Raw genomic sequence first — 25,668 nt, 5'->3', positions numbered from 1 at the left:
CGCGATGTATCTCCGGGCAGGCGGTGTTGCCGGGGGGCGGCACGGTTCGTGTCTCGCTTGTGCGCGCAGCGTCCGAGCGCCGATCTCTGCTCGACAGGTACCGCATTGACGTACTTCTCGCGATGGCCGCAGGGGCGGTGTTGGTCGGCACGCTGGGGTATGCCATTACCAGACGAGGGTTCCGGCCGATCCGCAGCATCGGTCGCCAGACCTCGCGCATCGAAGCGCATAACCTCGGCGAGCGACTCGACATTCGGGGCGGACCGCTGGAGCTTCAGGACATCGCGCTGTCTGTGAATCGAATGCTGGACCGGCTGGAACGCGCATTTGTGAGACTTTCGCAATTTTCGTCCGATCTCGCGCACGATATGCGCACGCCGCTTGCCAACGTCATCAGTTCATCGCAAATCACGTTGTCGCGCACCCGCACGATCGAAGAGTACGAAGCACTCATCGACTCCAACATCGAAGAATGCGAGCGGCTCCAGCGCATGACGGAAAATATGCTGTTCCTTGCTCGCACCGACAATGCCACACAGCACTTGGCGCGTGGCACGCTCGATGCGCAAAGCGAACTGCTCAGGCTTGCGTCTTACTTTCAGGGACTGGCGGAGGAGGCTGGCGTCGACATCGTTGTCGAGGCAGACGCTCGCATCTGGGCGGACGCGGGCATGTTTCGGCGCGCCGTGAGCAACCTCGTATCGAACGCGCTGGCGCATGCCGTGGCCGGCACCGCCATTACGCTTTGCGCCCATGAATCCTCGCACCACGCCATCGTCAGCGTGATGAACCTCGGGGAGTGCATCGCGCCCGAACATATCGAGAAAATTTTCGAGCGCTTCTATCGCGTCGATCCGTCTCGTCACGGATCCGCGAAGAACACGGGGCTTGGCCTGGCGATCGTCAAATCCATCGTGGAACTTCACCGCGGCAAGGTCGATGTCGTGAGCTCGGAGGGCAAAACCACCTTCATCTTGCTATTTCCGCGCCAACCGAGCGCATAGCGCCGCTCCCTCACCCCGTTACAAGACCACGGGCTTGTCGCTCAGCTCATTCGTGCCGCCGTCCCGTGCAGGGAAGTGTCGCCGCAGATGCCGGCCAACGGACTCGACGCCGGCGATGACACCGGCTTCGTATTCGCCTTTCTGAAAGGCGGCTTCCATCTGCCGGCACACGGCGCTCCATTCTCGCGCCCCGACTTTTTGATGGATGCCGCGATCCGCGACGATCTCGACGCTGCGATCCGCCAGCAGCAGGTAAATCAGAACGCCAGTGTTGTGCTCGGTATCCCATAGGCGTTGTTGGGAGAACACTTCGATGGCACGTTCGCGGGCGGTGAGGCCCTTGAGCAGTCCGGCCCAGCTCAGCGCGCCTTCGACGACAAAGCAGAGTTGACCGATGTGGCTGGCTTCGCCGGCCGAGATGGCCCGCTCGATCGCCTGCAGCGTCTTGCGCGGGAAGGTTTGCCTGACCTTCCAATGGGTCATCAGCAGATGTCGGCCCAAGCGCCGGAAATTTGGCATCACCATCTCCCCGAGGCGCCGCCGCCGCCGAATCCACCGCCGCCCCCACCGAATCCGCCCCGCCCTGACCCGCCGAAGCCGCCCATGCCGCCAATTCCCCAGAACCCGAGATGGGAACCGCCAACCATCGTAAAGAAGAGGGCGATCGCGCCGGCGAGAACCCCGAGGATGAGGGTTCCGGACAGCATCCAGCCGATGACGCCGACAACGCCGCCCGTGGCGACGGCGCCGGGGCCCCGGCCGAGGATCGATCGAAGCACGCCGCCGAGGACGAGCGTCAGCACCAAAAGGACTGGCAGGAAGGGGCGCACTGAGTCGTTTCCCTCACCGCTGATGCGTTTCGGTGGCGGTAACGGCTCGCCGTTGACAACGCGCATGATGCGTTCGACGCCGGCGCTCACGCCGCCATAGAAGTCGGCTTGCTGGAAGCGCGGAACGATGTCGTCGTGGAGGATCTGGTTGCTGATGGCGTCGATGAGCACGCCCTCGAGACCAAAGCCGACCTCGATGCGCACGCGCCGGTCGTCCTTGGCGACAATCAGCAGCACGCCGTCATCCGTGCCCTTGCGCCCGAGCTTCCATTGTTCGACGACTCGAATGGAGTACTGCGCAATGTCTTCGGGTTGCGTGGTCGGTACGATCAGAATCCCGATCTGACTGCCCTTCTCGGCCTCGAAGGCTTGCAGCTTTTGCTCCAGGGCGGCCGTCTGTTCAGGGGGCAATGTGCCGGTCAGGTCGGTGACACGGGCGGTCAATGGGGGAATGGCAACTTCGGCGCTCGCCCCAAGGCACACTCAAAGCAGCAACGCGGTGAATAAGCCTTTGACTGCCTGAAGCCATTTCACGTTGACCTCCCGGGAGGGCTGACGGGATATGCGTTGAACTCGCCCCGCGACGGCTGGGCGATCGCCGACGCCGTTGCCACCGCGACGTCGGGCGGTGCCTGGTATCCGAGACGCATTGCCGTCAAGTCGGAACGCCGTTAGCTGGAACGCCTAGGATCCTGCCTCGGCCACTCGACAAACGCAAGCAGCCAAAGCCCGATCAGATTGAACAAGGGCACGAACGCCAGTATCGCCCAAAAGGGCGACAGGCCGATCCGCATGAGAATTCGACCGATCGGATAAATCAGCGCCAGCGCCATGATGGCGAAGGTCAACCAATGGACCACACCGTATCCCGCCATATCGAACCAATGAACCATCACGATAATCTCCTTGGTGGCTTTGTCGCGGCGTCCCGCCGGGCCGCTGATGTCAGTGAGGACGTGCGCTGGGCGCCGTGTTTCCCCATCGCGGGATGAATCGTGGGGTCCGAAGGCAATAGCTGGCGTATTCCTGGCCAAACTCGGCGGCAGCCTCACGCTCCTCCGCCAACGCGAGATGAACATACATCCAGACCAGCACCGGAAACATGATCAGGGTGAGGAGCGTCGGCCACTGAATCAGAAAACCCAGCATGATCAGGAAGAACGCCGCGTACTGAGGATGGCGCATGCGTGCATAGAGTCCGGTGGTTGCCAGCCGATGCTCCGCCTGGGCAAGATACAGTACCCGCCAGGCAGAGGCGAGCATGACAAATCCGCCAAAAATCAGCCCGTTGCTCACCAGGTGGAACGGCCCAAAGTGTGGATTCGTGCGCCAGCCGAACATCATCTCGAGCAAATGTCCCGCGTCGTGTGAGAGGAAATCAATCCCCGGAAAATGCTTGTTCAACCAGGGCAACATGAGATAGATCGTGAGTGGGAATCCGTACATCTCCGTGAACAGTGCTACGAGAAACGCAGAGAATGCGCCGAAGGAGCGCCAGTCGCGCGAGGTCCGGGGTTTGGTGAAGCTGAAAGCGAAGATGATGAAGATGGCCGAATTGACGAACACCAGCCACCATAGACCATACCCGGGTTGAGTATCGTGCTGCATGTTTACTCCCCTTTTCCGTCCACACGCCGGGACGGTCTTTCTCCCGAATGCCGATGGCCGTGGTGGTGACCGTGATGCATGAAGAGATGCATCAACGGACAGGCGGCGAACAGAAGGAACGGCAGGTACGGAATGACGTGAGCCCGGTGCTCCGTGAACAGGAAATACGCAATGACGATCAGGAAGCCGATCAGAACCCACCTGGACCTGGACAATGTCCTGTGAGCCTCGTGCGACGTTTCCTGCTGAGGCATCTGGTTGTTCATATGCACTCCCGGTCGTCAGGTTATCGACAATAGCGCGCCCCGCCCAGCCGCCCCCGCCTTCCCGGGGAGGATGCCGATGTGCAAGGCCAGCAAGGTTTTGTTGAAAGCATTGCCCGCGACGCCGGCCGCGAGGGTATTTGCGGAATCGACGGAATCAGGTCTTGTGAAAGCCAGTTCATTTGCGCCCTCGTTCTCATGGCTTGTTGCGGGATTTCAATTCCTGGTCCACCGCGGCATGGATATCTAGCTCGGTTCGCCGCGAAATACGCAAGCTCATCCAGATCACCCAGACGGGGCAGGACAGCACCAACAGGGCCACCAGCACCGACATAAGCGAAATTCCGTACGCATAAAGGATGGCGATGGCCAGTAGCGTCGCCAACGTTGCACAGATCCCGACGGCAAACTTCATGTCATCACCTCCTCGTGGCCACTCAGACGTACGCGCTTGAGCATCGCCGAGTTGGCGACCACGCTCAGCGATGACAGCGACATGGCCGCGGCCGCGACGATGGGATTAAGTAGCCCCAACGCCGCGATCGGAATGCCGATCGTGTTGTAGAAGAAGGCCCAGAAGAGGTTTTGCTTGATCTTGCGCATCGTGGCTCGCGACAGCTCGATGGAGGCCGCCACGTCGCGCACGTCGTCACGGATGAGAATGATGCTGCCGGTCTCCTTGGCGACGTCCGAACCCGATCCAATGGCGATGCCGATGTCGGCCGCCGCCAGCGCCGGCGCGTCGTTGACCCCGTCGCCGACCATGGCGACCACCTCCCCTTCCGCCTGCAACCGCTGGATGGTCTTGACCTTGTCGTCCGGCATGACTTCCGCGATCACGCGGTCGATCCCCACCTGCCGCCCGATCGCTTGCGCGGTCCGCGTGTTGTCGCCGCTCAAGAGCACAACCCCGATACCGCGTGCCTTGAGCAGGGCGATGGCTTGCGACGCCTCGGGCTTCACTGTGTCGGCCACGGCGACGATGCCGAGGAGATCCTGCCCGCTGCCCACGAGCATGGCGGTCTTGCCGTCGGCTTCCAGGCCGGCCAGCATCGCTTCGGCCGTCTCGATCGCCCCGCCCTGTAATGCCAGCATGCGCCGGTTCCCCAGCCAGGCCCGCCGTGCGTCGACCTCGCCTTGAATGCCCATTCCCGAGAGCGCCTGAATATGGCTCGCCTTGAGGATCGGTAACCGACGATGCTGCGCGGCGCGGACGATGGCTTGACCGAGCGGATGCTCGGAGCCGGATTCCACGGCAGCGGCCAGCGCAAGCAGGTCAGCCTCCTGGTGACGCCCGAGGGGCACGATGTCGGTCACGGTCGGTTCGCCGCGCGTGATCGTGCCGGTCTTGTCGAAGACGACGGTACTGAGTTTTTCGGCACGTTCCAGAACCTCGCCGCCGCGGATCAGGATGCCCGAATCCGCCCCCTTTCCCACGCCGACCATCAAGGCCGCAGGCGTTGCCACGCCCAGCGCGCACGGACAGGAAATGATCAACACCGCGATGAAGGCAAGCACCCCTTGTGGGAAATGCCCCGCAAGCGTCCAACCGACGATCGCCAGCAGCGCGACGCCCACGACAGCCGGCACAAAGTAGCCCGTCACCCGGTCGGCCAGACGTTGGACCTGTGCCGAGCTCGCCTGCGCATCCTCCACCATCTTGATGATCTGGGCCAGTGCGGTGTCCGCGCCAATCTTGGTCGCCTGGAACGTAAACGCACCCGATCGGTTGAGTGTGCCGCCGATGACTTTGGCACCGAGGGCTTTGTCGACCGGCATCGACTCACCGGTCAGCATCGATTCGTCAACGCTGGATTGCCCCTCGGTGACGGTGCCATCGGTGGGTATCTTCTCGCCCGGGCGCACCACCACCCGTTCCGAGACCATGATGCTTTCTGCGGGAATCTCGACCTCGTGACCCTCGCGAATCACATGGGCCTTGGCCGGCTTCAGGTCAAGCAGGCGACGTACTGCGGCAGAGGATTTTTTCTTGATGATCTCTTCCATGTATCTGCCCAACAGCACAAAGGCAATGATGACCGCAGATACCTCGAAGTAGACATCGCGCTCGGCGACTCTGACAGGCAACCAGGACGGAAAGAACAGGACGACGATGCTGTAGGCATACGCGACCGAAGTGCCCAGCGCGATCAGGAAGTCCATGTTGATGTTGCGCGTGCGGATCGCGTTCCATGCGCCCTTGTAGAAACTCCAGCCGCCGATGAACTGCACGGGCGTCACCAGCAGGAAGAGCCAGATTCCCCATGTGAACCACGGCAGCGCCGGAATCGGCGCCCATGTCAGGAGCGTTGCCCCGGCGGCCAGCGCGAGGAACGCACCGGCGCGCAACACTGCCAGCGCGAGCACGCCGGCCAAGGCGATGGTGACGCGCGTTTTCATCGCCTTCAATTCCGTTTCCGGCGACTCGAACGTTTGCAGGCACCCTTGACTGCAGAAGTAGTACGTGCGCCCGCTTCGCTCCGACGATAAGGCGGTGGCCTTGTCGACCATCATCCCGCAGATCGGATCCTTCGCGAGTCGCATCTCACTTGCGCGAGATGCGTTGCTAGCGTGTTGTCCGGCATGATCGCTGTGCATGGCCATTTCGAATACGCGAATGGTTTGACGTCGCTGGGCCCGGATCTGCCGATACGGCGTGTTCGGCAGACGCATCGACTATCTGCCCATCATCCCGCCCACTCCGCTCCCCATTCCGCGCCCCATGTCACTGCCGGTCCTCTCTCCCATGCTCTGGGAACCCATCATTGATTGCATCATTTCCTGCATGAGGTCCAAGTGCTGAGATGTCATCTCCCGGCATGCCCGCGTTTGAGTGCCTTGTCTGATGGTGGCTGAGCGCATTGCGCCCGGTTCAGGCATTCCTAGGCTTTCGTGCATGGTGTGCATCGCAGCCTGCATCACCACCGCGCGCTCTTCCAGCAGCGCCTGACGCGCTTGCGGGGTCTCGGCGCGCGACAGCCTCATCCTTATCGCACGCAGGTGTGCGATCTGGTCGTCGAGTTCGGCGCTTCTCGGTTGAGGGGGCGCCACACGCTTCGCCGCACCCGCCCTGCCGTGGCTATGGTCGTGGTTTGTACCCGGTGCCGTTGCTGCGGGGAACGCGGACGGCATCGCCACAAGGAGGGAAAATGCGGCGACGAGTGCATTGAATCTCATGTTGGCCATGGTGAAAGCCCCTTAGGACTGTAATGAGACGAGATGGGGACATGCAGATCCAGTATCGCCGCTTCGCATCTTTGCTGATTGACGGCCGTCAAACTCGGGGCACTTGTTAATTGAATGCGCGATTGGTTCATGTCGAACGACCTGAAAAATGGGCCGATGATGTGGCCATTGTGGGCTTGACTTTCGTCAACCGGCACGCCCTAGCTGCTGCCTAGGATGTAATTGACTCCGCGGCGATGGGGCAGTCACGTGCAAACCAGGAGGGTGTGGGCAATGTTGTCATCAATGCTACGGGGCTGGCTGACAGCGGTCGGATCTGCGCTTGCCGCGTCTGGTGCCCTTGCCGAAGCCCCCTTGCACGCGTCAACCGATCACGCGAGCGATCTCACCGACGCGATGCAGCAGTTATTGCTGGCGATTCTGCTAATTCTGCTGGTGTGGAGTGGCGCCTTGCGAGGCAAGGCAGATCGAGGGCCACAGGGCATCGTTGTCGGCGGGATTATCGGGGGTATCGCTTGGTGTGTTTCCGGACTGGTATGGCTTGGTGCCGTCGCGGGCATCATCGGGCTTCTCTTCACACTCGTAGACGAAGCGCCGACCGGATGGCGTAGCGCTGACGGGTTGGGAAGCTTCGATGGCGATTACCGTCGAGACGGGTTCGGTGGAGGTGGGGCAACTGACGCACACGTCACTGCGCATTCGATTGCTTGACGTTGAGCCAATGAGCTACCGTGAACATGCGCAGGCGCAGCGCGCCTGTGGCACGGAGTTAAAACTGACGACTTCATGTCCAGCCAGCAACAGACAATTGGCCGAAGTGTCAACGCCGAGTTGGAACTGGCCCACTGGGGGCGGACCAAATCTTGGACTGGTTTATGCCGCAATTCCGAAACTTTCGCGGCATTCGAGCGGGCTGAGTGAGCCGCGGGAGACCTTGATCCGCTTTGCGTTATACGAGCGGATGTATGGGGCAACGACATCGATGAATCGATCAACTCCGTCTTCAGCGCCTCAAAGAAGCCTTCGTAGGCCGCGTTACCGGGAGAGCATCCTTGGTGGGACATCGAGCGAACCAGCCCAGCATCGCGTACCGGCTCTGGCGTGATCTCGGCTATGCAGTCGGGGCTCTGCTAGTCGGCATCACCGCCGACCTGTTCGGCCTGGCTGCCACCATGGGGCTGGTCGCGGGCCGGGCCTTCGCGTTCGGTGTCATCGCGGCGATGTGGATGAGTGAGCCCCGATTGTTGGGGAGTACCGCGAAATGATAGCCCTGTCGAAAGCGCGCCTTCACGGCGCGCTCGTGAGCAAGGGATCTACACGAAATCGCCGGCCAAATAGATGCTATTCGTAGTCAGCGCATATTGCCCGTGTGGCCCAGCGAATAGCGACCGGGTTGCGGCCAGACGGTCAGGCCGTGCGGTTCCATGCCGACTGGAATGGAGCGGACGGCACCGGTTGTCGTATCCATCGCGTAGACCACGTCGTCGTACCGGCCGGACAGCCACAGTGTCTTGCCGTCCGCGCTGACATTGCCCATGTCCGGACTGCCGCCGCCCGGAATCGGCCAGGTCGCGACCACCTTGCGTGTCGCAAAATCTAGCACGGACACGCTGCCTTTGCCATGGCGCGGACCGTGCACACGATTGGAGCCGCGATTCGCGATGTACAGACGGGTGCCGTCGCGACTCGGGTACAACCCATGCGCGCCGACGCCGGTCCTGATGAAGCCCGTCTTCGTGAAGGTATCGCCATCGATCACAAAGACCCCGTCGGCCATCATGTCCGCGACATAGAACACCTTGCCATCCGGCGAGACGCGGATGTCCTGCGGCATACCCTTCTTTTCCAGCTCAAGATAACCGATGACCTTGCGATTGACGAGATCAATCTTGGCCAGCTTCCCGCCGAACTCACAGGTAAAGAGCGCGTACCTGCCGTCGATCGACAAATCAGCATGGTTGATGCCCTTGCACTCTGGCACGGACAGGCTCGACTTCAGCGCCATCGTGTGCGGATCGCGAAAGTCCAGCCGAGCATGGGCTTCCGCCACCACGATCGCTTCCTTGCCGTCCGGCGTGAAGTACATGTTATAGGGATCGTCAACCTTGAGTTCCTTGCCGGGCTTGCCTGTCCTCGGATCGATCGGCGTCAGGCTTCCGTCGGGGCGGCCTTCGGCGTTGTTGGCTACCCATAGCGTCTTCAGGTCCCATGACGGAACGACGTGTTGCGGGCTGTAGCCGACGTGAAACTTTCCCACCACCTTGAACGTCACCGGATCAATCACGTAGACGTCGTTGGAGCGCAGGTTGGGCACATAGATCCGCGGCAGCGCATCCGCCACCGTCGCGCTGAAGTGGCCGGCGCCTGCTTCACTGTACAGGTTGCTTGCGTCCACCACGGGGGGCATGTCGGCCACGGTAGCAATAGCCGTTGCTGCGGAGGCTATGCAGGTGACGCCTAAACCGGCTAGGGCAACGCCAACAGACGAGACAAGCAGCGACAAGCGACGAGAACACTGATGCATGGTGAGTTCCGTTATCAGATGAATGTGTAAGGAAGAGTTAGATGCCGGCGGATCCGTCAGCGGCCCGCGGTCTCATTTCTGACGGCAGCGATGGTTCGCGACACAATCGCATCGGTTCCCAGTCTACCGAGCTCAGCTGTTGAGCGACGCGGATCACCGCCATAGACACCGTCAGCCGGTCCGAGTTTCGGACCGCGTCGCAACCGATCCTCGCGAACCATTTGCGGTGCCAGCGCGAGCAGCAACGACGTATCCCCAAGTCCCGCATGTGTGCCGATCTCGTCATCGCGGTAACCACGTTGGCGCAGAATTTTCGCGTAGCCATCGGAACTGGTGCCGTAGTATTCGGTTGGCACGAACGCTCGGGCCGCTGAGCCTGACCACGCTTTGTTGAGCTGGGCAACAGCCCGCCTGATGTCGTTCTGATAACCGCCGTGATCGCCGAGGAACACAATGTTCCTGAACCCGTGGATCCTGAAGCTGTTAGCGGCGGATTCCAGCGTTTTTTCAAACACGTCGTCCGGCACCGTGATGGTGCCGGGAAAGCGCATGTGCGAAGTAGGCGGAGCGTAGCTGCCCTCTGGCACATAGGCGATCACGGGCGCAACGAGCGCATTGCCGAGTCCCTCCGCAATACGCTGTGAAAGCACCTTCACCCGCGCGTTGTGCTTGCCGAGCGCGACATCAGGGCCGCTTTGCTCGGTTCCGCCGATCGGGATCAGGATGGTAGTCTTTCCCGCCTGAATCTGGTCGCGCAGTTCGGTCCAGGTCAGGTCCTCAAGGAACACGGTTCTCGATGCTTGTGCAAACGCGGCCTGTGTGGCGATGAGCAGAATGGCAGAAGCAAAAGCATGCCGAAGTGGTAAGCGCATGAACAGTCCTCATGGAAAATGCGAATTGGGGGCATGCCAAGATAAGGGGAAATTTCCCACATAACGCTAAAAGCAATATGGCTTATTAAACCGCAACGGGAATTGTGGGGGCCGGTTGGTTTAAATTAATGCGGGCACGCCACAAGTACTCCCTACGAGAAGTTGTCTGTTTTCCTGAGGGCAAACAACGCGCTCGAAGCCAACCGACAACTTTTGCGTCAGCTCGCCGCTCGCGACACGTGGACCTCGACGGTTAGATGCGAGAGTTCGTTCAAGTGCCTGAGTGCAGCGCGATAGAACATCGCGCGTGCGCGCGGCGCGACGAGCGGCTATCGAAACAATTGCGCCCATATGTTCCGGGCCGAGGCGCCACACATGCAGGTCCACGACCTTGTCGCCCTTGTTCTCTATAAGTCGACGTACCTCGTTGGACAGTCGCTGGTCTGGGTTCATGTCAAGCAGAATGGCCCCTGTGTCTCGCATTAGACCCCAAGACCAATTCGCAATTACCAGGGCACCAATCACGCCAGCAAGCGGGTCCATCCAGAGCCAACCGAGCGCGCGGGCCAGCAGCAGCCCGATGATTGCCAGCACGGAAACAGCGGCATCGGCAATGACGTGAACGTACGCAGAGCGAATGTTGTGATCACGGTGTGCCGCAGCAGGTGAGTCGCCAAGACGGTGAGCGTGCTCTTCGAATTCGACGCGGTGTTCGCCATCAGGTAGGCGGATTACTGCCTGGAAAGCATGCGGTTCGGGGATACTCTCCGTTGACTCCAGATACTCGCCACGGTCTACAAACACGAAAGTTTGGGACCTCCCATCGGGGCGCACAGTATTTACCGAAACGGCCTCTGCGATCAGTTGTGATGATCCGTCTATCGGCGTGATGCGAAATACTGGGGGCACACCAACCTCGAAAATCGTTACGGCAAACTCAGTGGCGCCGCTGAGGATGTGCTTCGCTTCGCCGCCATGAGCGTGTCCAAGGCCGTGGTCATGTCCGTGGTGATCGCCGCTGAGCAGCCACACACTTGCGAGGTTAACCAGCAGGCCGAGAATCGCGATAGGAATCGCCTGATCGAAGTGGATGGGCACCGGGAAAAAGAAGCGTTTAACGGCCTCGTATGCGATCAGTATCGCGATCATGGCGAGTACGATGGCGCTGGAAAAGCCCGCGAGATCTCCCAACTTTCCTGTGCCAAATACAAAGCGGCGATCGGCAGCATGCCTGCGAGCGTGCGTGTACGCCAACGCGGCGATAAGCATCGCGCCAGCGTACGTTGACAAATGCAAGCCGTCGGCGACGAGGGCCAGTGAGCCGAACAGACTGCCGCCGACAATCTCGACAACCATCATCGCGCTGCATAGAGCGATCACCATCCAGGTTCGGCGCTCGTTGTCTTCGTGGGCCGCGCCCAAGAAGATGTGGTCGTGTCCCGCGTCGAACGTGGAATCTTCAAAGTTGCTCATAATTGTTCATTTGAAATAGCTGTGAACGACGTCGATCAGTTGCTCAGTTCCACTGCCACGCTCGTCGGCGTGTTCTGCGTCAACCAGATGCGTTCGAATATGGTCTTCGAGAACCACGGCGAGCAGTCCATTCATGGCGCCGCGACAACTTGTGATTTGCTGTAGCACGTCCATGCACCCGCGCTCCTCGTCGAGCGCGCGCTCGATAGCCTCAATCTGGCCCTTGATCCGCCGGACTCGGTTAAGCAGTTGCTTCTTTTTGCGCACGGTATGACTCATCGCACTCCCCCTTAAAATACTCTAGGGGGTTATACTAACATTGTGACGATGCGCGTTTGTGCAATGCCGAGATATTCGCCCGCCGACCGTGCCATAGCCTCAGGCAAAACCCCCATGCCCAAGGCGATGAGTGTGAACATATTGGCTGCGGTTGACCAGCGAACGCCAACTGCGCACAAACAGCGGCCACCCGCCCCACAGCACTGCCGGCGTTGCCAACGCGAATTCCAGCCACTGCAAGGCGCGCGGAGAAATCAGTTGCGCCGAGGCGTCCGGCCGGAGGTCCGCGCCCATGGTCATCAGGAATACGGGCACAACACCAGCGCAGCGCTCACCCGGAAGCGCCGCGTCATGTCGGCCAGTTCCGGGCTTTCTTCCACGGCAATGGCCTCGTTGGGTTCCAGCGCCATGCCGTACGTGGAACAGACCTCGGGCTCCGCCTGTCTTACTTCAGGATGCATGGGGCACGTGTATGCCTCAGCGGGCTGTTTCGCTATGTCCCCGGCACTGGTGACGGGGGCGCGTGCGGCATATTTACCAGGGTCCGCCTCAAAGCGTTGCTGACAGCTTGTCGAACAGAAGTAGTAGGTGACGCCCCGGTGCGACGTGTGGCCCGCCGCGGTACGCTCCTCCACGGTCATCCCGCAGACCGGATCGATTCTGGCCATGATGCCCCCCCACCGTACTGGAACGATTTCAGCTTAGAAATTCCCACGGTAGGACGGTCAACCTGTTTTTTGGGTGCGCTCGCAAATCATGCGAAAAATCCGCTTGACATTACAACTATAGGAAGGACTACATTTGAAACGTACCGCGCCACTGACGACAGGGCTTGACCCGTCATTGCATCGCCTTGAGCGGGAGGTTTGGCCATGGCGAATGGCGTTCCGACACTGAACCACACGCCCACGCGCGTGGCCGCCAGGTCGCAATACAGTCGAGAACAATGAAAACGCGTCACGCAAGTTACGTAAAGCAGGTAGTGACAGCCCTCGTGGTGCTGTGGAGCATGCTGTTCATGCAGCTCGCCGTCGCCGCCTACGCTTGTCCGCACGCTTCGATGGCGTCGACCGAACAGTCGATGAACGACTTCACGTTTGCCACGTCGGGTTGCGCCCAACGCGACGCGGCCCAAGTGGGGCTGTGTCAAGCGCAAGGCGATGTCGGCAAGCAGTCTGTCGATACGTCGACGGACCTTGATCATCCCGTTGCACCTGGCCCCGCGCGTGTGTTCCCGATCCCCCGGGTAGCGGCCTCGCAGGCCAGTTCCTCGTCGCTCGCCCGCCCCGAGCTCGCTCGCGTCACCTCTCCCCCTCTGTCCATTCGCTATTGCTGTTTCCGGAGCTGATCCGCTCACCTTGGCCTCATTCGCGCGTCACAGGCATCTGTGGTCGCGAGAACTCTCTTTTGAGTGATTGCCGGCGATCACCTTTCAGGCCCGCTGGCGCCGCGCATCGCGAATTGCTCGCGATCGCCCACCCAGCTGCTTAGCGGTTGCTCGGCACGTAATGCCGAACCGGATAACGAGCCACTTACCTTCGCATGGGCTCGTGCCGCAATTTGAGAATTTTGGAGAGACAGAGCATGAAGAAAACATCCGTTTTGCTCCTGGGCCTTGTGGCCCTTGCGTCGGCCACGGCCGCTTTCGCAGGCCCCGACTTGGACGTGACCCAACGGCAGCGCCAGGTCGCGCAGGCCAAGACTGCCCCGGTCGACCCGCAACAAATGATGGCGCAGTGCCAAGAAATGATGAAGAGCATGCCGATGGACATGCACTCCGGCGCGATGGGGATGTCACAAGGCAGCACCACGATGCACGGCATGGCAAGTGCGGAATCTCCGGCGCCGGCGCCCGCCGACCTCAAACAACTTTACCGAGGACAGTAGTCGACTCGATCTGATTTGACCGCCGCCGGCATCGCACCCCCGAGTTCGATGCCGGCGCCCAAAGTGATTTCATAAGCTCGATTGGCACGACCGCAGTCCGTGGGCAGCCCCGCATGGCCACCCGCAAGACGCTAAGCGATCGGGCGCAAGGAGAGACAAATGAACTGCAGCCGCAAGACGATGATCAACCTCGCCCTGGTGATGGGCGTGGTGCTGGTGGCCGCCTATTTTGCCCTACCGCAATTCCATGCCCTGGTGCTTGGCATCGCGCCGTTTCTGTTAGTCCTGCTGTGCCCACTCTCGATGTTTTTCATGATGCGCGGCATGGGTTCGCACAACCAGGCGCACGATGAGAAAGCCGAGACCGGGCAGGCCACCAAGTCCGTGACGCAAAAAAACCTGGAGAAATGAGCGCATCCTAATGACAAACGCCTTCACCGCGATGCGGTGAGCGCCCCAGAACCACGGAGAACAAGATGAAGCGCAAAATTCGCCCGCGGATGACCGCGCTCGCCCAAGTCATCGCTCTGGCTGCGATGGCAAACGGCAGCTTGCCGGTAGCCACGGCAGCGCCCCAGGCCCCGGGGGGACACGCACCGAATGGTGTGAGCGCCCCGGCGGAAACCGTCTATCTGATGCATGTCCACGGGCTTTCGTATAGCACGGACGGTACCAAGATCCTCATCCCGAGTCACGTCGGATTGGCGATCTACAGCAATGGGCACTGGTTGAAGGCTGAAGGTCCGCCGCACGACTACATGGGGTTCTCGGCAACGCGCGACGCGCTATACAGTAGTGGTCATGCTGCGCCGGGGACCAAGCTGAACAATCCGTTCGGGCTGCTCAAGAGCCAGGACGGCGGCCGCACCTGGAAAAAGCTCGGCCTTGAAGGACAGGCGGATTTCCACACCATGGCGACGAGCTATGGGACGAACACGGTGTATGTCTTCAACCAGCGCCCGAATGACCGGATGAAACAGCCGGGCATCTACTACACGCAGTCTGATGGCATGCAATGGATTGCAGCGGCCGCCAAGGGCTTGGCGGGCGACGTCAACGGTCTGGCGATTCATCCGACCATTTCCCGCGTGGTCGCCGTGACCACGGATCAGGGTCTGTATATCTCGGAAGACGCCGCCGACCATTTGCGCCAACTGCAAGGCGGGCAAGCGCTTGCGGCATGGTTCGATTTGGACGGGACGCATCTCTGGTATAGCCACTATGCCGGCAAGCCCGCCTTGACGCGCATCAACTGGCGAGACGGCAAAGATCCCCAGGAAGTGACGTTGCCGCCGCTGACGGATGACGCGGTGGCCTTCATCGCCCAAAATCCAGCCAAGCACGGCGAAATCGCGATCGCGACATTCAAACGCAACGTCTACCTGTCAGAGGATCGGGGCCGTACATGGAAGCAGATCGCCAAGGAAGGGCAAACGCAATGAGCGGCGACGGCAGCCGCTGGACCGAGGAGTGAACATGCTACTGGACAAGATTTCGGTATTCGACATTGTGCTAATCGTTCTAGCGGTCATTGGCTTGATCGCCGTGCTTGGCGTGGCGGGCATGTGGGTGATGCACACTGGCATGATGCACGACATCGGCAGCTGTTATATGGGTGGCGGCGTCATACCCCGACGCTAGCGGCGCTCATACCGCCGGCCCTGGTCAGGGCTGCAGTGCAAGGAGGCTCAATATGTGCAATGGCATCGACACGTCGCGACGTGAACTCCTTCGCGCGACGCTATCGGGAGCGATCTTCACGATCGGCACCGCGGGACTACGGTTATCCGGAACGGCAAGCCCGCTGGAATCGGTTGGGCAGCGCCCGTTCACTGCCGACCTTCATGTTCAGCTACGGGCAAAGCGGGACCAAGTCGCGATCCTGCCGGGGCAGCAAACCGCCGTCTGGCGCTATGACGGCGTCGTCCTCAAGGGGGATCCGCATGCCTTCGAACGCTTGCCCGGCAGCTACCTGCCGATCCTGCGGGTGCGACGCGGCCAGAAGGTACGCATCGACCTGATCAACCAGTTACCCGAAGCCACCACCATCCATTGGCACGGCCTGTCCGTGCCCGACACCATGGACGGCCATCCCCGGTATGCGATCGCGCCCGGCGAGCACTATGTGTACGAGTTCGAGGTACGCAATCGCGCCGGCACGTATTGGTTCCACGCGCACCCCGATGGCCGCACCGGCGCCCAGATCTACTACGGTCTGGCTGGACTGTTGATCGTGAGCGACGACGAGGAAGCCACGCTCGGCCTACCCAGCGGCCCTTACGATGTACCGCTCGTGCTGCAAGACCGTGACTTTGATGGCGATAACCAACTCGTTTATCTCAGTGGCGCGGGCGGCGACATGATGGGCGGGATGGGTGACATGATGGGGGGCGGAATGAGGAATGGTCGCGGCATGATGGCCACCGCGCGGCAGATGATGGGTTTTCTGGGTGATCGCATTCTTGTCAACGGCAGACCCGACTTCGAACTGCCGGTCGCGGCCCGCGCCTATCGCTTACGCCTGGTGAATGCCTCGAACGCACGCATCTTCAAGCTGGCATGGAACGACGGATCGCCGCTTGCGGTCATTGGCACCGATGGCGGATTGTTGCAACAGCCGCTTGCCCGCCACTATGTGACGCTGGCACCTGCGGAGCGCATCGATGTGTGGGTTGATTTTGCCCTATACCCGGTCGGCCGCGAACTGACACTGCGTAGCCTGTCATTCCACGGGGATATGGCGATGGGCGACATGATGAGTGGCACATCGCTACCCAACGGAGCATCCTTCCCGGTCGCGAAAGTCCGCGTGGTGAGGACAGTATCGGAAAAACCGCGCTTGCCAAAGCGATTGGCAGCGCTCCCAGAGGCGCAACCGCAGCGTGCCGTCAATGCAGCCAATCCCAGGATTTTCAACGTCACGATGGGCATGATGACGTGGGGCATTAACGGTCGCCGTTTCGAAATGGACGGCGTCGCGCCAGACGAAACTGTGCATCACGCTACTGCGGAACTCTGGGAGTTCCGCAATGAGGAAGTCATGTCGATGGCGCATGCCATGCACGTCCATGGCCTGCAGTTCCGCGTCGTCGGGCGTGCCGTACGCCCCGGTTATGCGTCAGCGAGAAATTCCGTGGCGGGCGGTTACGTGGACGACGGCTGGAAGGACACCGTATTGGTGATGCCCGGAGAGCGTATCCGGCTGCTGCTCGACTTTGACGGCTACCCCGGGCTGTTCCTCTACCACTGCCATATGCTGGAGCACGAGGATGTGGGGTTGATGCGTAACTATTTGATCAAGACGTCCTAGGTCTTGCCGGGTTGGGGTTTCTTTGTCGAGGAGAAGATCATGAGCTTCAGATATGTGATTGCCATTGTTCGAGACGATGTGCTGGAGCCACTGGAGAGGCGCCTCGCGGCCGTTCATGTGCCCGGGCTCACTGCGACCACAGTAAAGGGGTATGGCCATTACGCGAACGTCTTCGCGAGCGACTGGATGAGCGAGCACATCAAGCTCGAGATTTTTGCCGACGAAGCCGACGTCAAGGCCATCACCGACGCGATCCGGGAGGTGGCGCACTCCGACGTGCCGGGCACGGGTATCGTGGCGGTCTTTCCCGTTGAGGACTTCTTTCATATCCGGACACCGTAAGACTGCGGTGGACGGGGCGGGCTTGGCCCGCATCCCGCCCTGAATTTGCCATGCATGACGATCAGGAAAAACGCCCCGACGCGGGATGCCGCACATAGCTGATCGCGACCGCCGGGGGATCAGCGGGGTCGCGACGCTCGTGCAGTTCGGGGCATCAATGGAGCCGCCGGCGCGCGCCAGAGCGGGTGGCGCGCCGGTCGAAGCTGACATCGGTGCGCGGCGGCCTGGCGAACGCATGACAGTGAGTTGCCGCGGGCTGCAGGTCTGGTCGTGCGTCGCACGCCCGAGGAAATGGCCTCGCTCAAGTAAGCTGTCGCGGCCCTGGCCGATCCCGGTTCCGAACAGTCCCCCCAGATGCAGCTTGCCGCCCAACAACGTGAAGGCCGCCATCGCCAGCATCAGCCCGCCGCCAATCAGTTAGAGCGGCGTTTGCTGCGTGACCAACAGACGGCGCAGGGCCACGGCCACCCATCACGAGCGGCAGGATGACCGTGGCGATACCCCCAAGCTCATCGCCACCAGCTTGCGACGGTTCTGGAAGGAACTGTCGAAATACGCCGGCAGCATGACCGAAATGCACACGGTGCAAACAGGGCGATCACGCCCGCGCCAAACGCGGCGATCACCGATTCCCCGAAGAAGATACTCGTTCCCATCATTCGCTCCTTGGAATTCCGACCCGGCCGCAACGAGCGGAGTGCGACGCCGGTGCCAGCCGATCGTCGCGGCACCCACCCGCATCAATGCATTATTTCGCGGCTCGGATCGCTGTCACGGTCTGGACATCGTCCTTCGACACCAGAGTGAAGTCGACCTTCTGGCCGACCGAAACGCCATTGAGTAGTTTGGCATCGGCCACCTTGAAGCCCATGGTCATGGGCCCCCAGCCCAACGCATTGATCGGCCCATGGGCCAGCGTCACGCTGCCCCCTTGCTTGTCGACAGCCTTGACCACGCCGGTGCCCGTTGCGGTGACCGCAGCAGACTTGTCTGCCTTCATGCCTCCCATCTGGCTCATGCCACTCATGGGCTTCATATCGGCCGCGCCGGCGGCCATGGCCGGCAGGGAGGCGCCGAGGGCGACACAGGTGAGCATTGCACTGATCGTTTTGAACATGACAGACTCCTTTTACACATAGTGAGAAAAACACCCTTTCGGGCAAGGGAACTACGTCCGGCGATGATTCCGGCCACGCATGAGCCGGAAGGCCGCCGGGATCACGAACATTGACAGGAGCGGCGCGGTGATCATGCCGCCCACCATGGGCGCCGCGATCCGGCTCATGACCTCCGAGCCGGTGCCGCTGCCCAACAGAATCGGGATCAGGCCGGCGAGAATGACGGCGACCGTCATCGCCTTGGGGCGCACCCGCAAGACCGCCCCCTCGCGGATGGCGTCGTCCAGGCTCTCTGCAGTCAACGTGACGCCCAATGCTTGCCTTGCCGCGATGGCCTGCTTCAAATACAGCAGCATGACCACGCCAAACTCGGCGGAGACGCCCGAGAGCGCGATGAAGCCGATGCCGGTGGCCACCGACATGTTGTAGCCGAGCAGATAGAGAACCCAGATGCCGCCCACTAGGGCGAAGGGCAGCGTCGTCATGATCAGGGCAGCCTCGTCAAAGCGACTGAAGGTCATGAAGAGCAGCACAAAGATGATCACCAGCGTCGCGGGCACGACCAGCTTGAGGCGTGCGGCGGCGCGCTCCAGGTATTCGAACTGACCGGAATAGGCAATGCTCATGCCGGGTTCGAGCTTGACCTCCCGCGCCACTGTTGCGCGCAAGTCGCCCGCGACCGACGCCAGATCCCGGCCGCGCACATCGACGTAGACCCAGCCCGAGAGCCGGGCGTTTTCCGTCTTGATCATCGGCGGGCCATCGCTGACATCGATCTTGGCAACTGTCCCCAGCGTAATCTGTTGACCGGCGTCGGTGAGGATCGGCAGATTGCGCAGTCCCTCGAGCGAATCGCGAATCTCGCGCGGATAGCGCACGTTGATCGGATAGCGCGCGAGCCCCTCCACGGTTTGCCCGACGTTCTCCCCGCCGATGGCCGAGGACACAATTGCCTGCACGTCGGCCACGTTCAGGCCGTAGCGCGCCGCGGCCGCGCGGTCGATGTTGACGTCGACATACCGCCCGCCCGTCAAGCGCTCCGCCAGCGCGGAGCTCACACCCGACACCGTTTTCGCAGCCCGCTCGACGTCTTGCGCGACGCGATCTATCTCGGCCAGGTTCGTCCCGGAGATCTTCACGCCAATCGGACTTTTGATGCCGGTGGCCAGCATGTCGATGCGATTGCGGATCGGTGGCACCCAGATATTGGACAGGCCAGGGATCTTCACGACCCGGTCGAGTTCATCGACCAGCTTGGCCGGCGTCATGCCAGGGCGCCACTGATCGCGTGGCTTGAACTGGATGGTGGTCTCGAACATTTCCATGGGCGCCGGGTCCGTCGCACTCTCCGCACGCCCCGCCTTGCCGAACACACTCTGGACTTCGGGCACCGTCTTGATCAGACGATCGGTCTGCTGCAGCAACTCCGCCGCCTTTGCCGCAGATAGCCCCGGCAGTGCCGAGGGCATGTACAATAAATCGCCCTCATCGAGCGGCGGCATGAACTCGCCGCCCAGGCGGCTGATCGGCCACGCGGTGGTCAAGAGCGCCAGCATAGCGATCACCAAGGTGAGTTTCGGCCGCACCAGCACCCAGTCGAGGAGCGGGCGATACATACGGATGAGCGCACGATTGAGCGGGTTTCGCGTCTCGTCCGGGATGCGCCCCCGTATCCAGTAGCCCATCAGAATCGGGATCAGTGTGATCGAAAGCAGCGCAGCGCCTGCCATCGCGTAGGTCTTCGTGAAGGCGAGCGGGCCGAACAAGCGCCCCTCCTGCGACTCGAGTGTGAACACCGGAATGAACGACAAGGTGATGATGAGCAGGCTGAAGAACAGCGCCGGCCCGACTTCTGCGGCCGCTTCGCCGATCACGGTCCAATGCGCGCTGCCTTTGAGGGACTCGCCGGGATGCTCGTGCGTCCACATCTCAATCTTCTTATGCGCGTTCTCGATCATCACCACCGCCGCATCGACCATCGCACCGATCGCAATGGCGATGCCGCCAAGCGACATGATGTTGGCGTTAATGCCCTGATAGCGCATGACGATGAACGCGATCAGCACGCCAAGGGGCAGTGAAATGATCGCCACCAGAGCCGAGCGCAAATGCCACAGGAACACCGCACAAACCAGTGCCACGACGATGAACTCTTCAATCAGCTTGTGCTTGAGGTTGTCGATCGAGCGGTCGATCAGCTTGCTGCGGTCGTAGGTCGGCACGATCTCGACCCCGGCAGGCAGGCTTTTTTGCAGCTCGGCGAGCTTGTCCTTGACCGCGGCGATGGTTTCGCGAGCGTTCTTGCCCGAGCGCAGGATGATCACGCCGCCGGCGGTTTCTCCTTGCCCGTTTAATTCGGCGATGCCACGCCGCATTTCGGGGCCAACCTGAATGGTAGCTACATCGCCAAGCTTGACCGGAACTCCGGTGGCCGAGACGTTCAGCGGAATGTTGCGGAAATCGTCGAGCGATTTCAGATAGCCGGTCGCGCGCACCATGTATTCGGTCTCCGCCAGCTCGAGCACCGAACCCCCGGTTTCCTGATTGGCCTTCTGGATGGCATCGATGACCTTTGCCTGAGGGATATGGTAGGCGGCCAGTTTCATGGGGTCGAGCACGACCTGGTATTGCTTGACCATGCCACCAATGGAGGCAACTTCAGCGACGTTGGGCAGGCTTTTCAACTCAAAGCGCAAAAACCAGTCCTGCAGGCTGCGCAGTTGGGCGAGGTCGTGCTGGCCCGTTTTGTCGATCAATGCGTACTCGTAGATCCAGCCCACGCCAGTCGCATCCGGTCCCAATGCGGTCTTGGCCGTGACGGGCAGGCGGCCTTGCACCTGGTTCAGGTACTCAAGCACGCGCGAGCGCGCCCAATACAGGTCCGTGCCGTCCTCGAACAGGACGTAGACGAACGAATCGCCAAAGAAGGAATAGCCGCGTACCGTTTTCGCACCGGGCACCGACAGCATTGTCGTCGACAGCGGATAGGTCACCTGGTTTTCGACGATCTGTGGGGCTTGGCCCGGATAGCTGGTACGAATGATGACCTGCACGTCCGACAGGTCCGGCAGTGCGTCGACCGGTGTGGTCTTGACCGCCCACACGCCCGCGGCAGCAACAAAGAGCGTCGCCATCAGAACCAGGAAGCGATTGACGATCGACCAGTGGATCAGCCTCGCGATCATGAGCCGGCTCCTGTCTTCTCCAACTGCTTGACGACGAACTCATCGCCGCTGGGGACGAAGCCGAAATGCACGGTATCGCCCGCTTTGATGCCGGTCGCCATGGACGGGTCGGACAGCTTGAACGTCATCGTCATCGGCCCCCAGCCGAGCGACTTGACCGGGCCGTGCGAGACCGTGATTTGCCCGTGTTCGAGTTTTTCCACCTTGCCGGTGGCTTCGTTGAGCGCGGCGGGGGCGCTCGCGCCACTTGCCGGCTGGACCGTGGCCTGGGCGGGGGCGCCCGCGAGGCGGGTGAGGACACCCTGCAGGCTGGCCTCAGAGTCGATCAGGAACTGGCCGGAGACGACGACGCTCTGTCCTTCCGACAGACCCTCGAGAATCGCCGTCTTGCCGGCACCTTCTTGCCCGACTTTGACCTCTACCGGCGCGTAGCGGCCGCCGTCCTGCGCGACGATCACGACGTTGCGCACGCCCGTGCGAATCACCGCCTCGGTTGGAATGGTGAGAACCGGCTTAGCCGCGCCATTCTGCAAGCGGACCTGCGCGAACATGCCGGGCTTCAGGCGCCCGTCGCGATTAGGCAACTCGACCCGCACCTTGAGGGTCCGGCTGGCCGAATCGGTTTCAGGCAATACGGCGATGACTTTGCCCTTGAAGGTTTCGCCAGGATACGCCGCCAGACGGGCTTCCACCAGGCGGCCAACGGCGACCAATCCACCCTGGGATTCCGGCACGGCCGCTTCGAGCCAGACGGTGGCCAATCCGTTGATTTTCGCGAGTGTCATGCCGGCGGCAATGCTCATGCCTTGACGCACGTCGAGCGACTGGATAACCCCGGCGATGGGCGAGGTCATCGTGAACGTCGATTGCGACACCCCCGTGCGCTCGACCCGGGCGATGAGCCCGGCGGGCATGCCGAGCAGCATGAGCCTTTCGCGCGCGGCGTCGACCAGGCCCTTGTCACCGGTGCGGAGCACCGCGAGGAACTCGGCCTGTGCACCGCCCCATTCAGGCACCAGCAAGTCCGCAAGCGGTGCGCCTTGCGCGATCACGTCCCCGGGCGCCCTGGCGTAGACGCGTTGCACAAAGCCGCCACTGCGCGCTTGCACCACCGCCACGTCCCGGTCATTGAAGACCACGTTGGCCACCGCATCGATCGGTGCGTCAAACGTGCCTTGCTCGACCCGGGCCAGACGGATGCCCAGATTTTGCGCCACGCCCGAATCGATCTGAACGCCCGCGGCATCGCCGCCTTCACCTGCGTACTTCGGCGTCAGTTGCATGTCCATGAAGGGCGATTTGCCGGGCTTGTCGAAGTGCTGGTTCGGCACCATCGGGTCGTACCAATAGAGCACTTTCCGATTGGCGTCGCCTTGAGTGGGCACGCCATTGGCGGCGGCCGCGGGCGCACTCCCCATAGCGCTGCCCGCATGACGCAGCGCGTACCAGTATCCTGCGCCGGCGCTGGCGGCGGCTACCAAGACAATCAATGCACCAAGTGTTATGTGACGTGGCTTCATTGTTCGTCCCCTCCATACGTGAAGTAAAGTTTGGCCGCGATCTGCGCGCGCTGGTTTTCCAGATCGATTGCCTTCATGCGCCGCTCGATCAGATCGCGCCGGGCAGCGAGTACCGTGCCCATGTCGGTCCTGCCGCTGCGATAGCCGGCCGTGAGGAGGTCGACCTTTCGGCGGGCGAGCGGTAGCCACGTCTGGTTGACGCGATCCAGTTGGCGGGTGAGTGACGTGTATTCGGCCAGGCCGTTATCGAGCTCATTGAGGTGATCGCGCAACATGGCGTCGCGCTCGGCGTCGGCCCGCTCCAGATCGGCCGCCTTGGAGGCGATCATCGGGTCTTGCCGGCTCTTCGAGAAAATCGGCAAGCCGATCGTGAACTGGACCGAAACCATGTTGCCAAACTGCGGGCCGCGACGCTGGTAGGCCAGCTCGACGCCCCAGTCGGGCTTTTTTTCCGCCTGCGCTTCATGCAACTCGGCCCGGGCTTCGCCTGACTTTGCGGCAAGCAGTTCCACTTCCGGGTGATGATGCAGATGCGCCCGATAACGTTCTGGATCGACCGCCAACGCCGGTGCGTCGCCGGGCAAGGGATCATCCGCGTCAGCGCCCACGTAACGACGCAATGAGGCGATTGCCATGGCGATATCGCGTGTCAGGCCGTCACGACGATCCGCGAGGTCGGCCTGTTCCTGCTCGGCCATCACGGCGTCGGCCGGTTGGCTTTTGCCGGAGGCGACCTGAGCCCGCACGGTGTCGGCCAGCAGGCGATTCTCCTGGTCGAGCTGGTCGAACAGCGCCAGCTTTTTTTCCAGGTAGTAGCGATCGAGCCAAGCGAGCGCGGTGCCTCGGCGCACGTCAAGCTGCGAGACCTGCTGCTGCTTCTGGGCCAGCACCGAACGGGCATCGGCCACTTCGACGCGCGCGCGACGCTTGTCGCCATTGGGCACCTCTTGCATGATGCCGATCTTCTGCATGGTCATGAAGTCGCGCTCCAGTGCCCAGCGGGTATCTCCGGAAACCGGGTAGTTCTCGACGCCTGCGATCAGCTTTGGATCCGGTAAAGCGCCCGCCGGAATCGCCGCAGACTGGGCCGATCGGAGGTTGGCGGCACTGGCCGTCAGCGCCGGGGATTGTTGTTCGGCGACCTTGAGCGCGTCGCTAAAGGTCAAGGGCGCGGCCTGGACGAGGCCGGCCACCCCTGCCAAACACAAGGGCAAGGGGATGAGCATCCAACGCGTGGACATGTTATTGACTCCGTGACGAGACAACGTGCGCGTGCGCACAGCCTGCGACCGCCGAGCGCACGCTCAGCGGATCATACTGTCAGGAAATCAAAGCGAAGTGGGAGGTCGCCACAGTCCTTCGGGGACGTGGGAAAGCAGTGCTCGCGTGGGCACTGGCGTAACCCGCTGCGCAGCGGGCAATGGATGGAACAGCTTGACCGGGCTGGTCGGATGATAGGCAGCGCCAATCTTGCAGTCCTGACCAAGCTTGCAGAGCGTGCCGGCCTTGAGTTTGCCGGGCTGGGCCACTTTGGTAGCGGTTTCGTCACAATGGCCGACCGGCATCGCCATCTCCGTCATGCTCGCGTCCGCCGCCTGCTGCATCTGGAACTCACCCATATAGCCCGCAGATGCCAGCCCAACCGTGGGCAGCGCTAGCGACAGCACGATGAGCAGAAGCAGGCGGATGATTCGCATGGCCGGTAGTATAAATCATTGTGCGCGACAATACGCTCCTAGAAAACCCAAGGCGAGAGTCAGGTGTGGCGTCAGTCGCTGCCTTGCCGGCGACCGACCGCGCAGGGCTGCCAAAGGTCGCAGTTGCTCCAGGATGGCGCACATGACTTTGGTATAGTCCTCCAGTTCCTCGAGCCGGTCGTCGATTCGCTCGGCCAGCATAGCGTCGGTCGTCGACGCGGGACGGGGGGAGCCATTGAGGACCGTACTGGCGTCAGCGAACGGGCCGCAGGCGGTTTGCGCATCGAAAGCTCGACTCAGTAAGCCGCGAAGCAACTCAAACATCGATCGAAACGCTTATGGAGGCCACCATGCAAACCTTTTTCATTCTCAATGATGCCGCCTACGGGAGCGAACACAGCTAAAATGCTCTGCGTCTCGCCAAAGCGCTGGTCAAGCGTGAAAGTGGGACGGTCCGACTGTTCCTGATGGGAGGCGCAGTGGTCTGTGCTAAGTCAGGCCAGCATGTTCCCGAGGACTATTAGAACGCGGGAGATATGCTGTGCACGGTCGGGGGCGGCGGCGGTCTGT

26 protein-coding genes and 3 pseudogenes are annotated in these 25,668 nt (G+C 61.6%); 9 read left to right on the top strand and 20 right to left on the bottom strand.

Annotated elements, in window-relative coordinates; translation table 11 throughout:
* The coding region (locus tag A985_RS0116645) for a heavy metal sensor histidine kinase (protein WP_026132053.1) at positions 1 to 1,004 on the top strand (1,004 nt) is incomplete at its 5' end.
* An 18-nt stretch (positions 1,005 to 1,022) separates the two neighbouring features.
* Here A985_RS0116645 and A985_RS0116640 read toward each other — a convergent pair.
* From A985_RS0116640 to A985_RS28650, 9 genes and pseudogenes are all read right to left on the bottom strand, one after another.
* Complete coding sequence (locus A985_RS0116640) at positions 1,023 to 1,529, bottom strand: TPM domain-containing protein (protein WP_198288704.1); 507 nt, start codon at positions 1,527 to 1,529, stop codon at positions 1,023 to 1,025.
* Positions 1,523 to 2,317 (bottom strand): YgcG family protein, encoded by a 795-nt coding sequence (locus A985_RS25905; protein ID WP_051060219.1) that lies wholly within the window; start codon positions 2,315 to 2,317, stop codon positions 1,523 to 1,525. Before A985_RS25905 ends, A985_RS0116640 begins: the two co-directional genes overlap by 7 nt.
* A gap of 188 nt (positions 2,318 to 2,505) precedes the next feature.
* Entirely contained in the window at positions 2,506 to 2,727 is a 222-nt protein-coding gene (locus A985_RS0116625; protein ID WP_017234529.1) for a hypothetical protein, read from the bottom strand.
* Between the two features lie 52 nt (positions 2,728 to 2,779).
* Positions 2,780 to 3,442, bottom strand: a complete 663-nt coding sequence (locus tag A985_RS0116620; protein WP_017234528.1) for an isoprenylcysteine carboxylmethyltransferase family protein — start codon at positions 3,440 to 3,442, stop codon at positions 2,780 to 2,782.
* Between the two features lie 2 nt (positions 3,443 to 3,444).
* A complete protein-coding gene (locus A985_RS0116615) occupies positions 3,445 to 3,708 on the bottom strand; it encodes a DUF2933 domain-containing protein (RefSeq protein WP_017234527.1) in 264 nt (87 codons plus the stop codon).
* Between the two features lie 193 nt (positions 3,709 to 3,901).
* On the bottom strand, positions 3,902 to 4,120 hold the full coding sequence (locus tag A985_RS0116610; protein WP_017234526.1) for a hypothetical protein: 219 nt from the start codon (positions 4,118 to 4,120) through the stop codon (positions 3,902 to 3,904).
* Positions 4,117 to 6,249: a heavy metal translocating P-type ATPase gene (locus A985_RS0116605; RefSeq protein WP_232424655.1), complete on the bottom strand. Its 2,133-nt coding sequence runs from the start codon at positions 6,247 to 6,249 to the stop codon at positions 4,117 to 4,119. The genes A985_RS0116610 and A985_RS0116605 overlap by 4 nt, the downstream gene beginning before the upstream one ends.
* Before the next feature lie 132 nt (positions 6,250 to 6,381).
* Positions 6,382 to 6,891, bottom strand: coding sequence for a hypothetical protein (locus A985_RS0116600; RefSeq protein ID WP_017234524.1), 510 nt, complete (start codon positions 6,889 to 6,891; stop codon positions 6,382 to 6,384).
* 873 nt (positions 6,892 to 7,764) lie between these two features.
* Positions 7,765 to 7,982: pseudogene (locus A985_RS28650) on the bottom strand (IS3 family transposase); the annotation flags it as partial.
* Between A985_RS28650 and A985_RS28255 the strand changes: the two are divergent.
* Positions 7,944 to 8,156, top strand: coding sequence for a hypothetical protein (locus tag A985_RS28255; RefSeq protein ID WP_017234522.1), 213 nt, complete (start codon positions 7,944 to 7,946; stop codon positions 8,154 to 8,156). The pseudogene A985_RS28650 and the gene A985_RS28255 sit on opposite strands and share 39 nt — an antisense overlap.
* 86 nt (positions 8,157 to 8,242) lie before the next feature.
* Here A985_RS28255 and A985_RS0116585 read toward each other — a convergent pair whose 3' ends face one another.
* The 6 genes and pseudogenes from A985_RS0116585 to A985_RS29860 all read right to left on the bottom strand — a co-directional run.
* Positions 8,243 to 9,415 carry a YncE family protein gene (locus tag A985_RS0116585; protein ID WP_026132050.1) on the bottom strand — a complete coding sequence of 391 codons (1,173 nt, stop codon included), beginning with the start codon at positions 9,413 to 9,415 and terminating at the stop codon, positions 8,243 to 8,245.
* A gap of 56 nt (positions 9,416 to 9,471) precedes the next feature.
* A complete protein-coding gene (locus A985_RS0116580; RefSeq protein ID WP_017234520.1) occupies positions 9,472 to 10,287 on the bottom strand; it encodes a creatininase family protein in 816 nt (271 codons plus the stop codon).
* A gap of 218 nt (positions 10,288 to 10,505) precedes the next feature.
* Positions 10,506 to 11,760: pseudogene (gene dmeF, locus A985_RS25900) on the bottom strand (CDF family Co(II)/Ni(II) efflux transporter DmeF).
* A gap of 6 nt (positions 11,761 to 11,766) precedes the next feature.
* A complete protein-coding gene (locus A985_RS0116570) occupies positions 11,767 to 12,039 on the bottom strand; it encodes a metal/formaldehyde-sensitive transcriptional repressor (protein WP_017234519.1) in 273 nt (90 codons plus the stop codon).
* A 299-nt stretch (positions 12,040 to 12,338) separates the two neighbouring features.
* On the bottom strand, positions 12,339 to 12,500 hold the full coding sequence (locus tag A985_RS29395) for a hypothetical protein (protein WP_232424654.1): 162 nt from the start codon (positions 12,498 to 12,500) through the stop codon (positions 12,339 to 12,341).
* Positions 12,501 to 12,572: 72 nt separating this feature from the next.
* Positions 12,573 to 12,707: pseudogene (locus tag A985_RS29860) on the bottom strand (YHS domain-containing protein); the annotation flags it as partial.
* A 278-nt stretch (positions 12,708 to 12,985) separates the two neighbouring features.
* Between A985_RS29860 and A985_RS0116555 the strand changes: the two are divergent.
* The 7 genes from A985_RS0116555 to A985_RS0116525 all read left to right on the top strand — a co-directional run bounded on the left by A985_RS0116555 (position 12,986) and on the right by A985_RS0116525 (position 17,578).
* The gene (locus tag A985_RS0116555) at positions 12,986 to 13,387 is read left to right on the top strand and encodes a hypothetical protein (RefSeq protein WP_017234517.1); all 402 of its coding nucleotides are present in this window, start codon (positions 12,986 to 12,988) and stop codon (positions 13,385 to 13,387) included.
* 236 nt (positions 13,388 to 13,623) lie between these two features.
* A complete protein-coding gene (locus A985_RS0116550; RefSeq protein WP_017234516.1) occupies positions 13,624 to 13,926 on the top strand; it encodes a hypothetical protein in 303 nt (100 codons plus the stop codon).
* A 159-nt stretch (positions 13,927 to 14,085) separates the two neighbouring features.
* Positions 14,086 to 14,337 (top strand): DUF2933 domain-containing protein, encoded by a 252-nt coding sequence (locus A985_RS25895; protein ID WP_017234515.1) that lies wholly within the window; start codon positions 14,086 to 14,088, stop codon positions 14,335 to 14,337.
* A gap of 65 nt (positions 14,338 to 14,402) precedes the next feature.
* Positions 14,403 to 15,368: a F510_1955 family glycosylhydrolase gene (locus A985_RS25890; RefSeq protein ID WP_017234514.1), complete on the top strand. Its 966-nt coding sequence runs from the start codon at positions 14,403 to 14,405 to the stop codon at positions 15,366 to 15,368.
* A 34-nt stretch (positions 15,369 to 15,402) separates the two neighbouring features.
* The gene (locus A985_RS28250; protein WP_017234513.1) at positions 15,403 to 15,567 is read left to right on the top strand and encodes a hypothetical protein; all 165 of its coding nucleotides are present in this window, start codon (positions 15,403 to 15,405) and stop codon (positions 15,565 to 15,567) included.
* A gap of 52 nt (positions 15,568 to 15,619) precedes the next feature.
* A complete protein-coding gene (locus A985_RS0116530; RefSeq protein WP_017234512.1) occupies positions 15,620 to 17,236 on the top strand; it encodes a multicopper oxidase family protein in 1,617 nt (538 codons plus the stop codon).
* Positions 17,237 to 17,275: 39 nt separating this feature from the next.
* Complete coding sequence (locus A985_RS0116525) at positions 17,276 to 17,578, top strand: P-II family nitrogen regulator (RefSeq protein WP_017234511.1); 303 nt, start codon at positions 17,276 to 17,278, stop codon at positions 17,576 to 17,578.
* Positions 17,579 to 18,326: 748 nt separating this feature from the next.
* On the opposite strand, the gene A985_RS0116520 is transcribed toward A985_RS0116525, so the two are convergent.
* The 5 genes from A985_RS0116520 to A985_RS0116500 form a co-directional block, all read right to left on the bottom strand.
* Positions 18,327 to 18,695, bottom strand: a complete 369-nt coding sequence (locus A985_RS0116520; RefSeq protein WP_017234510.1) for a copper-binding protein — start codon at positions 18,693 to 18,695, stop codon at positions 18,327 to 18,329.
* A 51-nt stretch (positions 18,696 to 18,746) separates the two neighbouring features.
* On the bottom strand, positions 18,747 to 21,881 hold the full coding sequence (locus A985_RS0116515; RefSeq protein WP_017234509.1) for an efflux RND transporter permease subunit: 3,135 nt from the start codon (positions 21,879 to 21,881) through the stop codon (positions 18,747 to 18,749).
* On the bottom strand, positions 21,878 to 23,401 hold the full coding sequence (locus tag A985_RS0116510) for an efflux RND transporter periplasmic adaptor subunit (RefSeq protein ID WP_026132048.1): 1,524 nt from the start codon (positions 23,399 to 23,401) through the stop codon (positions 21,878 to 21,880). Before A985_RS0116510 ends, A985_RS0116515 begins: the two co-directional genes overlap by 4 nt.
* A complete protein-coding gene (locus tag A985_RS0116505; RefSeq protein ID WP_017234507.1) occupies positions 23,398 to 24,642 on the bottom strand; it encodes a TolC family protein in 1,245 nt (414 codons plus the stop codon). The genes A985_RS0116510 and A985_RS0116505 overlap by 4 nt, the downstream gene beginning before the upstream one ends.
* Positions 24,643 to 24,729: 87 nt before the next feature.
* Positions 24,730 to 25,098, bottom strand: a complete 369-nt coding sequence (locus A985_RS0116500; protein ID WP_017234506.1) for a hypothetical protein — start codon at positions 25,096 to 25,098, stop codon at positions 24,730 to 24,732.
* Between the last annotated feature and the right edge of the window lie 570 nt (positions 25,099 to 25,668).

It is taken from the genome of Pandoraea sp. B-6 (assembly GCF_000282835.1).
Classification (GTDB): Bacteria; Pseudomonadota; Gammaproteobacteria; order Burkholderiales; family Burkholderiaceae; genus Pandoraea; species Pandoraea cepalis.
The sequence above is the reverse complement of the archived record's forward strand: the minus strand, read 5'-3'. Positions and strand labels throughout refer to the sequence as shown.

Bases quoted from the DNA above. Each gene is read 5' to 3' on its own strand.
- A985_RS0116640 (WP_198288704.1), bottom strand. From the start codon at position 1,529: ATGGTGATGCCAAATTTCCGGCGCTTGGGCCGACATCTGCTGATGACC.
- A985_RS0116625 (WP_017234529.1), bottom strand. From the start codon at position 2,727: ATGGTTCATTGGTTCGATATGGCGGGATACGGTGTGGTCCATTGGTTG.
- A985_RS0116620 (WP_017234528.1), bottom strand. From the start codon at position 3,442: ATGCAGCACGATACTCAACCCGGGTATGGTCTATGGTGGCTGGTGTTC.
- A985_RS0116615 (WP_017234527.1), bottom strand. From the start codon at position 3,708: ATGAACAACCAGATGCCTCAGCAGGAAACGTCGCACGAGGCTCACAGG.
- A985_RS0116610 (WP_017234526.1), bottom strand. From the start codon at position 4,120: ATGAAGTTTGCCGTCGGGATCTGTGCAACGTTGGCGACGCTACTGGCC.
- A985_RS0116605 (WP_232424655.1), bottom strand. From the start codon at position 6,249: ATGCGACTCGCGAAGGATCCGATCTGCGGGATGATGGTCGACAAGGCC.
- A985_RS0116600 (WP_017234524.1), bottom strand. From the start codon at position 6,891: ATGGCCAACATGAGATTCAATGCACTCGTCGCCGCATTTTCCCTCCTT.
- A985_RS0116585 (WP_026132050.1), bottom strand. From the start codon at position 9,415: ATGCATCAGTGTTCTCGTCGCTTGTCGCTGCTTGTCTCGTCTGTTGGC.
- A985_RS0116580 (WP_017234520.1), bottom strand. From the start codon at position 10,287: ATGCGCTTACCACTTCGGCATGCTTTTGCTTCTGCCATTCTGCTCATC.
- A985_RS0116570 (WP_017234519.1), bottom strand. From the start codon at position 12,039: ATGAGTCATACCGTGCGCAAAAAGAAGCAACTGCTTAACCGAGTCCGG.
- A985_RS29395 (WP_232424654.1), bottom strand. From the start codon at position 12,500: ATGCATCCTGAAGTAAGACAGGCGGAGCCCGAGGTCTGTTCCACGTAC.
- A985_RS0116555 (WP_017234517.1), top strand. From the start codon at position 12,986: ATGAAAACGCGTCACGCAAGTTACGTAAAGCAGGTAGTGACAGCCCTC.
- A985_RS0116550 (WP_017234516.1), top strand. From the start codon at position 13,624: ATGAAGAAAACATCCGTTTTGCTCCTGGGCCTTGTGGCCCTTGCGTCG.
- A985_RS25895 (WP_017234515.1), top strand. From the start codon at position 14,086: ATGAACTGCAGCCGCAAGACGATGATCAACCTCGCCCTGGTGATGGGC.
- A985_RS25890 (WP_017234514.1), top strand. From the start codon at position 14,403: ATGAAGCGCAAAATTCGCCCGCGGATGACCGCGCTCGCCCAAGTCATC.
- A985_RS28250 (WP_017234513.1), top strand. From the start codon at position 15,403: ATGCTACTGGACAAGATTTCGGTATTCGACATTGTGCTAATCGTTCTA.
- A985_RS0116530 (WP_017234512.1), top strand. From the start codon at position 15,620: ATGTGCAATGGCATCGACACGTCGCGACGTGAACTCCTTCGCGCGACG.
- A985_RS0116525 (WP_017234511.1), top strand. From the start codon at position 17,276: ATGAGCTTCAGATATGTGATTGCCATTGTTCGAGACGATGTGCTGGAG.
- A985_RS0116520 (WP_017234510.1), bottom strand. From the start codon at position 18,695: ATGTTCAAAACGATCAGTGCAATGCTCACCTGTGTCGCCCTCGGCGCC.
- A985_RS0116515 (WP_017234509.1), bottom strand. From the start codon at position 21,881: ATGATCGCGAGGCTGATCCACTGGTCGATCGTCAATCGCTTCCTGGTT.
- A985_RS0116510 (WP_026132048.1), bottom strand. From the start codon at position 23,401: ATGAAGCCACGTCACATAACACTTGGTGCATTGATTGTCTTGGTAGCC.
- A985_RS0116505 (WP_017234507.1), bottom strand. From the start codon at position 24,642: ATGTCCACGCGTTGGATGCTCATCCCCTTGCCCTTGTGTTTGGCAGGG.
- A985_RS0116500 (WP_017234506.1), bottom strand. From the start codon at position 25,098: ATGCGAATCATCCGCCTGCTTCTGCTCATCGTGCTGTCGCTAGCGCTG.